This is a genomic window from Bacillus sp. LK2 (assembly GCF_001043575.1).
Classification (GTDB): Bacteria; Bacillota; Bacilli; order Bacillales; family Bacillaceae_G; genus Bacillus_A; species Bacillus_A paramycoides.
Genome location: NZ_LDUK01000007.1, coordinates 132,186 through 144,399, shown reverse-complemented (window position 1 = coordinate 144,399; position 12,214 = coordinate 132,186). Strand labels below are relative to the sequence as shown.

At 32.8% G+C, this 12,214-nt stretch carries 7 protein-coding genes and 2 pseudogenes; 5 read left to right on the top strand and 4 right to left on the bottom strand.

Features of this window, described 5'->3' with window-relative positions:
* Nucleotides 1-267: 267 nt before the first annotated feature.
* Nucleotides 268-745: pseudogene (locus tag VK90_RS08190) on the bottom strand (Tn3 family transposase); the annotation flags it as partial.
* Nucleotides 746-792: 47 nt separating this feature from the next.
* Nucleotides 793-903: pseudogene (locus VK90_RS30630) on the bottom strand (hypothetical protein); the annotation flags it as partial.
* A gap of 520 nt (nt 904-1,423) precedes the next feature.
* Here VK90_RS30630 and VK90_RS08180 point away from each other — a divergent pair.
* The 4 genes from VK90_RS08180 to VK90_RS08165 all read left to right on the top strand — a co-directional run bounded on the left by VK90_RS08180 (nt 1,424) and on the right by VK90_RS08165 (nt 6,856).
* Nucleotides 1,424-2,482 carry a sensor histidine kinase gene (locus VK90_RS08180; protein ID WP_048371871.1) on the top strand — a complete coding sequence of 353 codons (1,059 nt, stop codon included), beginning with the start codon at nt 1,424-1,426 and terminating at the stop codon, nt 2,480-2,482.
* 141 nt (nt 2,483-2,623) lie between these two features.
* The gene (locus VK90_RS08175; RefSeq protein WP_048371920.1) at nt 2,624-4,909 is read left to right on the top strand and encodes a binary toxin-like calcium binding domain-containing protein; all 2,286 of its coding nucleotides are present in this window, start codon (nt 2,624-2,626) and stop codon (nt 4,907-4,909) included.
* Between the two features lie 253 nt (nt 4,910-5,162).
* On the top strand, nt 5,163-6,080 hold the full coding sequence (locus VK90_RS08170) for a CPBP family intramembrane glutamic endopeptidase (RefSeq protein WP_048371869.1): 918 nt from the start codon (nt 5,163-5,165) through the stop codon (nt 6,078-6,080).
* 563 nt (nt 6,081-6,643) lie between these two features.
* A complete protein-coding gene (locus tag VK90_RS08165) occupies nt 6,644-6,856 on the top strand; it encodes a hypothetical protein (RefSeq protein WP_048371867.1) in 213 nt (70 codons plus the stop codon).
* A 135-nt stretch (nt 6,857-6,991) separates the two neighbouring features.
* On the opposite strand, the gene VK90_RS08160 is transcribed toward VK90_RS08165, so the two are convergent.
* The gene (locus VK90_RS08160) at nt 6,992-7,579 is read right to left on the bottom strand and encodes a recombinase family protein (RefSeq protein ID WP_048371864.1); all 588 of its coding nucleotides are present in this window, start codon (nt 7,577-7,579) and stop codon (nt 6,992-6,994) included.
* Nucleotides 7,580-8,007: 428 nt separating this feature from the next.
* On the opposite strand from VK90_RS08160, the gene VK90_RS08155 reads away from it, so the two are divergent.
* Entirely contained in the window at nt 8,008-8,595 is a 588-nt protein-coding gene (locus tag VK90_RS08155; RefSeq protein ID WP_048371862.1) for a GrpB family protein, read from the top strand.
* A 359-nt stretch (nt 8,596-8,954) separates the two neighbouring features.
* Here the strand turns inward: VK90_RS08155 and colA are convergent, their stop codons facing one another.
* Nucleotides 8,955-11,831 carry a collagenase ColA gene (gene colA, locus VK90_RS08150; RefSeq protein WP_048371860.1) on the bottom strand — a complete coding sequence of 959 codons (2,877 nt, stop codon included), beginning with the start codon at nt 11,829-11,831 and terminating at the stop codon, nt 8,955-8,957.
* Between the last annotated feature and the right edge of the window lie 383 nt (nt 11,832-12,214).

Genomic DNA, 12,214 nt, shown 5'->3' with positions numbered 1-12,214 from the left:
AAGAGCCTTTTGCTATTCCTTGTTCATGTGTTTAACAAAGAATAATGTAATATTCGAAAAAAAATTGAATGAAATAAAAAAGAATCCCTTATGATTTCTGGGATTCTTTTTCTTGTTTAAAATTTGCTCACACAAATGATCTGCACATCAATTCTGTCTTGATATACAGGCCTCACCATATCAAAAAAAGAAAATTGTACGTTTAGACTCAATTTGGACACATTTCAGCCGGTTCCCTGTACGTTAAGGAACCGGCTGCTTACTTTACTACTTTTTTATATAATTTTTGTCTCGTAATGGTCTTAGATTATTAAAATTTGTTTTTTCATTTAAGTTCCAAACATAATCACCTGTCAAGATAATATGTTCCCACCCTAGCGGTGAAATGTGATATAACAATTCTTCTTGCATGAAACCCTTCTTTTTTTTATATTCTATTGCCTTTGTTAAATATACCGTATTCCATATACTGATGGCATTAATAATAATATTTAATACACTTGCCCTTTGGAGCTGATCCTGTAGCGCACGTTCACATAGCTCTCCACGCTTACCCAAAAAAATAGATCTGGCCAGAGAATTCATAGCTTCACCTTTATTTAATTCTCGATGAATTTTCCGTCTTAATGTTTCACTTGAGGTGTAATCTAATATGAAAATTGTTTTTTCAATTCTTCCCATTTAGCGAAGTGCTGTTTTGTCGAGCGTAAGAACCAAGTTTCCCCATAATGAGAGAAGCCCTAACTTATTATGATCTCTACGATGGCACTTAATAATTTCGATATCATGTGGAGACAAGGTGTAATAACTTCCTAATTCATACTCACTAATTTGTTCTGAAATGGATACAAACTTTAAGCTTTGATCTAGTGTTAATAATTCTCTTGCACGTTTTGAGGACATATTTTTCTCCTTTCTAAAATGCAAGAAAATACCTTGTCTAAAGCATGCTTTAGCTCAGTGGATGTTGGATTGAAGTATTTTCTTGTCATGCTAACATCTTTGTAGACTATTAATTTAGCTACTCATTTTCTCCATTAGATTATCAGTTGGCCATAGTATCTTACGATACAGTGTCATACGAGAAATACAATGAGAAGTCAGTTTAGCAATTTCAATTAAGCCTTTTGATCTTTCATGATATCCCTGAAAGAATTTTGTTATATTTTTGCAAGAAAATTGAAAGATATTTAAGCTAAGATGTGCTTACTGATATTATTTTTATTTTACAACAAGGGGTACTTAAGGTACTTTGTATTACAAAAAACATTTAAAATATGTATTTTTACGTTCTCGAATTCTTCAATAAATTTGGGAGCTTGGATACGAGGGGATTAAGACAGTAACTGTGTTAATGAATCATCTATATGAAGAGTGAGGGAAGCACAGATTATTGGTCTGAGACAACTGGGGGAACCACAATATGAAATTACGTAATCAATTGTTATTGATGAATTTATTAAGCGCCAGCATTATGGTAATCGCTATCTGGTATAGCGAAATGAAAATGTTACTTAAACCGGAACCAACACAGCTATTTATAGGAATTGTAACCCTAGCAATGGCGTTTTCAACGATGATTTACTGGCTATTAACACGCCCTATTACGGAATCTATTCAAAATTTAATTGCATTAACAAAAGAATTTAGTGATAGACAATTTGGAACGATGTATAGAATTGGACAAGGACCACAAGAATTTAAAGAATTAGCAACAGCTTTTCAACAAATGGCTAAAAAATTAAAAGAAGGGTTTACGAAGTTAGAAGAAGGAGAAAAAGCACGTACAGAGCTCATTGCGAATATTTCACATGACTTACGAACACCTCTGGCTAGCATACAATTGATGATTGAAGCATTACAAGATGATGTAATTGCAAATCCCGAAATGAAAATGCAGTACTTAACAACAATCCATAAAGAAATACAAAGATTAAGTGGATTAATTAATGACTTATTTGATCTTTCTAAGTTAGAACTTGGACAAGAAGATTTTTATCCAAGTTTCACACATATGGATCGTATTCTATTAGAAGTACTAGATTCACATTCCATTTTATTAGAAGAAAAACAGATCCATTTACAATTACAAGTTTCTGATACATTGCCTAAGCTCTGGATTATGCCTTGCAAGATAGCACGGGTTATTAGTAATTTGTTACATAATGCAATTCGATATTCTCCAGTGTCTGGAACGATTGAGTTAATTGTAGAGGAAAATAAGCAGAAGCAACACGTTCAATTCATCGTACGTGATGAAGGAGGAGGCATTGCTTATAGTGATCAACTGCGCATATTTGAACGCTTTTTTAGAACAGATCCATCAAGAAGCTCACAATCTGGGGGATCTGGACTCGGATTAGCCATTGCACAATCATTAATTGAAATGCATAAAGGCAAAATTGGTGTACGAAATCGTTCAGACGGTAAACAAGGGAGTGAATTTTGGTTTACCCTTCCCGTTACATCAGCAAAGAAATGAGATGATTGCAAGACTTTTGTAATCACTGCAAGACTTTTGTAACATTTATGAAAGTAAATTGAAAGATTTGTTAGATATGATGAAGTCAGTCTTATTAGTGAATGTACTAATACCCTAAATAAAACACGGAGGAAAATGATGATGAAGAAAAAGAATTTGAAGCCAGCATTTGCTGTATTAAGTAGTGTAACAATGGCGCTGACTTTAGCATCCCCCGCTTTAGCAGACGTTAATCAGCCAAGTCCAGAAAGTAAAGTTGAGATGTTCAAAGAGAATGCAAATGTAAAAGAAGAAAAAGCTGTTCTTGGAACTGACGGAAAAAAAGGACAAATTTCTACTGAACAAATTGAAGTGCAAAATAATGATTGGGATAAAGATGGTATTCCTAACGATTTAGAGACAAATGGATATAAAATTGAGTTCAATTACCAAACTGGGAAAAACGAAGCACAAGCATGGGATCCAGAGAAAGATAAAGGGAAATTAAGATTCATCACGAATCCAATGAGTGCAAATTCAGATGGAGATCCTTTTACAGATGATTATGAAGTTGCACATTTTGGCAGTGATTCTGATACTGATTTCAATCCGATGGTTGCCAATATGCCGAACTTACAAATTGGCATCAAGCGTATTGGAGTTACCCCTATTAAGGAAATTACAGATTCAAAAGGTGGATCTATCAATAAAGGTTGGGAGAGAAGTGTATCTACACAACATTCCTTTAATGTCGGTCTAACTGTGGGAGGCGGTGTTGAAGGTTCAGCAGGAGGCCCAACACCAAAAGCTGATGCTTCATTAAATGTCGGCTATGGATATTCAAAAACTGACACTGAAACAGAAAGCTATTCTAATAATTTTGATTGGTCTACTGCAACAACAGTTGATACAGCAAAAGCAGCAAAAGTAAGCTTGCAGCTAGAATATAAAAATACAGGTACAGCATCAGCTGAAAACGTATCTCCTCACTTTAATATTCGCTTAGGAGATAAAATTATTAATACCGTAAAGGCAACGCAAGATCGTTATAAAGCACAGCATTTAAGTACAGAAAAAGGCGGAAGAAATAAAACAGAAGTATTAATTGACAGTTTAGAAGGTCAAGCGGATGTAAATATTTACTTAACGTTAGATGAATTAAAAGCTGTTGAGCAAGGTGCGCTTCTTTCTGTTGAAGTATTACCGACGAGCACAATGGACGTGTCTATCGAACAAGATGGAGAGTTTAAAAACTTAGGAGATGCAGGGAAATATGAATCTCGTGTCAATGCTTCTACTGCATTACTAGAAACAGATATCGGGAATAAACCGAAGTTTAGAGTGTATGCGCCAAACGGTGTTGGTGCGAATACAAATTTAAAGTTGAATGAAGTTTTAAAACATATTAACGTAGATTCTAAAAAAGTAAATGCGCTTGTAGAAAATAACAGTGGACAGCGCAACATCTTTGAGAAAGACAATTTAGAAAATGTAAAAGAAGAGGCTGTAACGAAAGGTTGGAAAGTCGGTGCTTTTGAACAACTACAGCCACCAACATTATCATATAGTGCTTATGATCCAATTAAGAAAAAGCTTTATGCGGCAGTCGTACCGGGCTTATTTGGAGCAAGTAATGAAATCTCAGCTTCTTTTGAAAAGAAAAATTCTAAAACAACACAACAAGTAACGTTAGTGAAAAACGGAAATGTATATGAGTCTAAAGAAACTGTAGGTTTAGATCAATTCGATCCATCAAAAGAAGTTACATTTGAAATTAATGATACACAAAAGAAACTTCCGACACAAAAAGTCTCTACAGTTGTTAAATATAATAAAGAGTTTGATAATTTATTAGTAGATAATAAAGGTGAATACATTGTAGAAGGAAAAGAATATTATTTGAAAACAACTGCCAACTTAACTAACGGGGTAAATGAATCATGGTCAGTAGAGAATCTACTCCAAAACATAAGTGGACAATATGTGCACTTTAGTATAAAAGGAAACAATTGGGATGGATTAAGACTTGGACCGAAAAAACAAGAAATACACGGGACTGATATTGAAGCTACACCAGTCATCATTGAGAGAAAAGGTCAATCTAAACCAGGAGAGCCTATTCGCAAGGATGAAGAAATATTCCTTAAATTTACGAATAGTACTCATGGTGGCTATCAGTATCTTAACGTTGGAAATGGATATGATTATAGCTGGTTAGACCAAGAACGTAGTAGATCGACAGTTAAATTAGATAAAATCGGGAATGAAAAGAGCTTTTATTTAAAATCTGATTCTACTTACATCACATATAGAGATAATGACTGGTTTAGTAGTGTTGCAGATAACGGGATTGCCCCAACTGTATTTGGTCATGAAAAGGTTTTAAAACCTGAAAATACAACTTCACCAGGCGAGAGCCATAAATGGGAATTAGAAAGTATTAAGTAAAGCAAGAAATCATAAGACTGCAAAGCTTTTCTTTCAGAAAGTTTTGCAGTCTGTTTCTATTTTTTCGTGTATCCAAGAATGGATTAGGGGTACAGCCAAGATACGTTTAAAAATGGGTTATCTTACAAAACTGTTATGTTTATGAAAGGTTATTAGATAGTTCATTTACTGTTTCGATATGATAATAAAAGCATATAAAGTAATAAAAATTACCTAAAATTTAGTTCCAGATAATATATAGGAGGATTAATGTATGGAAAATTTATGGATATTAAAAAATAAAGTAGGCAAAAACAATAATAAATTTATAGATAAAATACCTAATTGGCTATATTTTCTACTATGCAGTATTGGTATAATGGTTCTCTTTTATGGAACGCAAGCAATAGTGAGCATTTTGCTCCAACCTATTCAAAATCTAATTCCAGAAACCAGTTCTGCATATCGTTTTGTAGGGGTCATGCGTACTTTTATTGGAATATGGCTGCTATTGTTAGTGTATGTTTACATATTTAAGAACCCGATTTCGAGTATAGGATTTACAAGAGATCGGTCATATAGAGTTATGGAAAATATATTTAGTGGTGTAGCAATTGGTCTATTTATCAATTTTGTAGGTATTTATATTTATGCTTTTATGTTTAATGTTCAAATTGGATTTACAGAGCAAATCTCTAATTTTAATGTTTATCCATATGTTTTATTATGTTTTGTTACTTATCTTATCCAAGGCGGCGCAGAGGAACTTGTTTTTAGAGGGTTTTTAACGAAATGGCTCGTGAAAAAATACAATCTTTTATTTGTCTTTCTTTTCACTTCCATTCTATTTTCTCTTATGCATTCCTTAGGTGGATTTAAACCAATATTTTTGACGTACGCTCTTTGTTTGGGATTTTTATTATTCTTAGTTGCTGTTGATAGTAATTCCATATATAAAAGCATGGTAATTCATGGTGTTTATAACGCGTCCGAGACACTGTTTAAATTTAATGACGACAGTATGGGGAGCGAGCATTTATTCTATGTTAATGCTAACATGGGGGCTTATCAGGAGAAGGCCTATCTTATCATCTCAGCAATAGCACTTATTTTCTGTGTATATTATTTAATAAAACTGCACAAGAAGAACCCAAAATGGTATTTCATGAAAAATGTTGATATAAGTAGTTAAAATCAATTTTTTATGAATGCATATCAAAAACAAGATTTTTCTTTATTTGCCGAAGAATTGTATCGATATATAAATTTATTTGTAATAATATATGAATCTGCTATTTAGGGTTTGATGGATATATGGTAACCTGGCTAATTAAATTTAACATGAAAAAGCGGCATTTTTGTTGCAAGATTTTTATAGATTCAATAAAAAATATAAGTTCATAAAGTCGATTAGCTAATATCTTAAGTACTTTGTTGTTCAAATATTTGTTTTACTTATAAGAGAAGACGGAGCAATCGCAACGGAGAGTGTAAAGTATTTTTAGATATGTGTATCCACAACAAGAAAGAAAGGCTTTTATAAGTAGCTTGTTTGTTTTACTAACCTTACAGAACTGTCATCTTTATGTAAGGTTAGTAGATAGTTCATTTCAACGTTTAAATGTAATAATAAAATCATAAGAAGTAATAATAAATTTTAGAGATGATAAGAAAGTGTTGTTCATAGTTGTAACGACAACTAAAAAATGATTAAGAAAAAATTCAATATAGGTATAATAAGTGGAGGTAAATATAATGGCTTTAAAATTATTCGGTATCGTTTTTGGAGTGGTATTAATCTTATGGGGCGTATATAGAATGAAAAAAGATGATGCATTCGTAGGAAAAACCCAAACAAGAAAAAATCTTTTTAATTTGTTGATTCTTGGAGAGGCTTCTGGATTAGGACAATTCTTAGGTGGAATTTTGCTTGTCATTTTAGTAATCGTATCCTTTATAATTAAATAATTTGCAAATAAGAGGAGCTAATATCTATTATTTAGCTCCTTTTGTTGTGATAAAGTCTTTAAGCAAGAACGCGAATTTTTTAGAAATGGATATATTCTATAGAAGCATAGATGGTACTCGTTATCAATAAATTGCCTAATAACCATTTCGTTTTAATGTGCGATAAATAGTCGTTCTGTCAACATTTAAAAAATCAGCAATTTCCTGTTTCGTTTTTCCCTGTTCAAGTAACTCGAGTATCAAATCAGTTTTAGACTTATTGATTTTAGGCGTTCTCCCCAGTTTCCCGCCATTTTCTACATATTTCATACGACCAGCCTTTGTTCGCTCTAGTATATAGTTGCGTTCAATATCAGCAAATAAAGACAAAATTGTAACCATTACTTTAGTAGTCATGTCATCTTTCTTCCGAGTATCAATGTTATCATTAATAGCAATGACACCAATATCAGTTTTGGTCAGTTTTTCATGAGTACGGATCATATCAGAAAGATTTCTACCTAAACGATCTAATTTATACACAATAAGTGTATCTTCTGGATTTAGTTGCTGCATAAGAATCTGGAATTGTTCTCTCTCCATATTTTTGCCACTTTGCTTTTCCACAAGAATATATTCTTCTAACAATTCAATTTGGTTCATTTCACAATATGTAAGTATTGCTTTTTTCTGGAATGTGTAATCTTGTTGCGGAGTTGACACTCGAATATATGCGTAATTCATTTTTTGCGCCCTTAACGTTGCATAAGTCTATTTTTATATTTTGCTACAAATATCGTGACATTTTCGGGTTTTGATTTGCAACATATTATATGCAACGTTGTGACGCTATAAAAATCAAGCACAAGATAAGTGTTGCATATATGTTAATTTTTGCAACACTTACCTTGGAGCTATTTTATGTTGTAGCGTACAGAGAATAAATTGAAATGTGTCCAAATGTAGCTTTGTAAAAAAGATTGATCGTTTATAATAAAGTTTGATAAAAATCACCTCTTTAGTTATTCTTTGAGGTGATTTTTTCATTGAGCTGTTTAGACAGCTCTTATTTTTTTATTCAACTAACTGGGCAGTATTGTTCAACAAGATTCTTAGTTACATTCGTAGTAAAATGAGAAATAGAGATTATATGTAAAGGAGAGATACTATATATGGGTAAAGAATTGTCAGAAATGACGCTAGAAGAATTGTGGGAGTTATTCCCCATCATTTTGAAAGAACATAATACAAGGTATAAAGATTGGTATGAAATTGAAAAAAATAAAATTTTAAGTTGTCTTAATGAAAAAAATATTATGCGTATTAGTCATATAGGAAGTACAGCTGTTGAAGGACTAATTGCCAAGCCAATAGTCGATATTTTATTGGAAATAGATAAGGGAAGCAATATTGAACAATTAACAAATACTTTACTACATAATGGTTGGTTATTGATGTCATCCCAAAGTAATCCATGCATGAAAATGACATTTAATAAAGGATATACAAAAGATGGATTTACAGAAAAGGTGTATCATCTACATGTTCGCTACTACCACAACTGGAATGAATTGTACTTTAGAGATTATCTTATTGAACATGAAGAAGTTGCTAAAGAATATGGTGAACTTAAATTTGGACTTATAGAAAAATATGAACATGACCGAGATGGATATACAGATGCTAAATCTGATTTTATTTTGAAATATACAGAAAAAGCAAAAGAAGAATATGCAGACAAATACAACCCTGAAAAATAAGTATACTAGAGTAAATTTATTGCACATTATTATATTTTATGTATCAAAGATTGTGAAAGGGTGTACTTAAAGTAACAGGTACTTTAGTTGAATAAGGCCCATTTAATTGGTCAAACTTTTTTATGAAAATCTCATACTTAGTTAGAAAGATTAACTCCATTTTGATCAATCTTTTTTCAAAATGGAGTTTTTGCATTTGCTGATAAATAAAGGTTGAAGGAAACTTTTTAATCAATTTTTATTCTAAAGCTACACCAAATTGTGTCTAAACGTACAATTTTCTTTTTTTGATATTGTGAGGCCTATTTGCTTTTCTTAGCTTGATGGCGATGTGGCGAGACCCCACATTGGAAATAGATTTATTTTACTAATAATGAATACGTTCCATTTTTATCATCAAATTTATATACAGATAAGTAATACTTTCCCGGTTTCAATTCAATTTTCCCTTTTATATTATTTCCATCAGCCTTACCCTCAGCGACCCTATCCGATTCGTGATCAAGTATCCATGTCATCCCAATTTGCTGTTCATTTATAACAGAAATATTTACTTCTTTTGGAGATGTAATCTCGAACGTGTAAAAATCCGTTTGATAAGGAGTATTGAGATCCCCTTTTTCAAGTTTATTAAAAGGAATTACCTTTGCATCTTCAATTCCTGTTCCTGGTTTTGCCTCCTGTTTTACCGTAGCCGTTGTTTGTCCTCTATTTACTTTTCCTTTATTATCTTTCACTGTTAGCTTTACAGTATGTATTCCCTCTTTTTCATATGCATGAACAGGATTTGCTTCTGTACTTGTTGTACCATCACCAAAATCCCACAGATAAGAAACAATTTTTCCGCCTGTGCTTTCTGTACCATCGCTATGAAACTGAACTTTTTCATTTAATATCTCATTGTATGGTCCATTCATATTTACTTTAATAGCTTGTTTTTCTTCTTCTCCCGTTGCAACGCCATGGAATACAACATCGTATTCAAATTGATTGTTCGCATTCACACGATGATTCACAAAATATGCTGTAACTGTTTTGTAGCCACTCCATTCTTTTTGCGCTAACTGTTCTAAAGATTGATTGATTTTTTTGCTCATCGTTTTCCAATCTTCAGATTCTCCTTTTGTTACGCCGCCTGTATATGTTCCTTCTAGTGTAAACGTATCAAAGAATTGAGATTTATGTTTTGTCATTGTTGCATCTTTGATATGTGCCACATCTTTAATTTCTTTCTTTACATCAGCTAGTGGCTTTGGTGCATGTTCAGCTAAATAATCATCTGATACTTGTGGGGTATTATATGTATCTCGCTTATCAATTAACTGCTGCATATATGCTTGGTATTCTTTATTTAAATTTGAATCCTTACTTAAAGCTTCACGATATGCATCGTAATTCTTCACATCATTTGCACGAATGAAATCTTGAATCTTATCGAAAGTTTCAAATTGATGAGTATATAAGTAAGACTGCAGTGCAAAAGAATAATTATAGAAGTCCCATGATCCATATTTCGAAAATAATGTCCGTTCTGCTGTATAACGCTTTGCAGGATCAGCTGATAATCCTTTAATTACACTTGGGCGTGGAACAACATTTTTCGTACGAGTAGATCCCGCAAAAAATTCTGCATTTCCCTCCTGGTACCAGGTTATTCTTTCATCTTGAAACATGTCTCCTTTTCCGTATAAACTAGGAACCTCGTATCTTCCTTGTAGATAATGTGTAAATTCATGACGGAATAATTCTTCCAAACTAAAAATACTTTGCTGTGGTGTACGCTCATACGTAAAGAAAGTACCTTTTTCTTCAATATATATTCCACCATTATCTGTTGTATATCCATATAGTTGTCTATTTAGTTGATATTCATCTGGATCATTATAAATGACTATTGTCAGTACATCATCAGCGTTCCCCGGCTCTAACGCTGCATCATTTCCAATTACACGATGGTATTGTGCCTTTACTTCTTTAGCAGCCCAATATAGTCTCTTAACCTTTTCTTCCGTTACTTTATCTCCTGTTTTAAATACGATAGAACCGTCATCAAATGTATACGTTTTTGGCAAATGCTGCTTTTGACCTTCTTCACGGATTTTCTGTAAATCTACTGTATTTCCGCTATAATCTTTTCCACCATAGTTGGTTGTAATTTGCTCTACCGCAACAAAATAAGTTTCACTTAAACGAGGGTACATATGCATTGCTTGTGTAACTACTTCTAAACCTTTATTTGGATTACTATGGAATTTCCCTAAACGACCAGCATAATAAATACCATTATTAATTAACCAGCTATTTTCTGGCGTTACATGATTCAGAAGAGCCATTCGACTCACTTCATTTATAAAACCATCAATTTTCCCATACCATATTGTTTCATCCGCTTTTTTACGTGTATCCTGTAAGTAAGACTGTATATCATGATCAATTCCTTGTATGAACTCATACAAGACTTGTCCTTTCTTCTTGTCATTTACATATGTAGAAATATTATCGTTATATTCCTTTAATATATTCGTTGCATATTGAACTGTTTCAGCATCACAAGAAGCGTTACCAATTAATTTACCGTATGCAATTACCACTGTATTCTGTTCATCTGTACCAAGTTTAAAATTCGGATTTTTTGCAATTGCCTTTAATGCCGGTAAACATTTATCATGGAAGCTTCGTTCACTTAAATAGCTTAATTCTTCGTTATTACAGCCTATATAAAAAGCGGAACGTAATACTTCAGCAAACGTCTCAATCCCTTTTGCATCATCTTTGGTAAATGTGCTTCCGCGACGACCTAATTCATCAATAAGAACCTGTATTCGCTCTTTATTTTGATAAAACACTTTTGTCTCTTGATTAAATTGAAATAAATCTGTAATTTGATCCCAGCTAATATTTGCTAATGTATCAATTAATTCGTCATTATTCATTCTATTTAGCTCTGCCATAGAATAATTTTTCTGCAATTGTTTTGTCTCTGCTCGTTTCACCGTTGGGGCTGGGCGTTGTGAAAAATCACCTACTTTTAAACGTTCTTCATAAGACAATGTTTCGTCTGCTTTTGTAGAATGTGCAACTTCATCTTTTGAAGTTCCGATCCCAGTTGGTTTCACTTGTAACACATTGTAGGGGGTTTTTTCTTCCGCTGATACTTGTGTTTGTATACCTCCAAATGATAAGGCCATTGTACTAATACCGAGCATCATTTGAGTAAACTTTGATTTTTTGTTCATAACATTTCCTCCATTTATATATTCCATTCAAAAAAATAACATATTATCCCGATAAAATAATATAATATGCAATATTGCATATTGGGGTACCGCCAGCATTTTGGAAAAAACCCACGCTAAGAACATGCCAGATTTTATGCAAAAAAGCGGGAGACATAGGGAACAATGGGGAGACCAAAAGGCGCGCCAAAATAGGAATGTATAAAAAGATGCATAGAGTCATAGAAAAAGACAAAGGCGTATCCCTTGTGAGAGTAAGGGGACGCCTTTGTCCTTGCTACCGATAATGAGACGTTATGTTAACCGAATATGTATATTCTATTCATAAAATCTTTTCTTTTGTTTCCATTTATAATTTTGAAATAGAATTTGATTAAAAATGC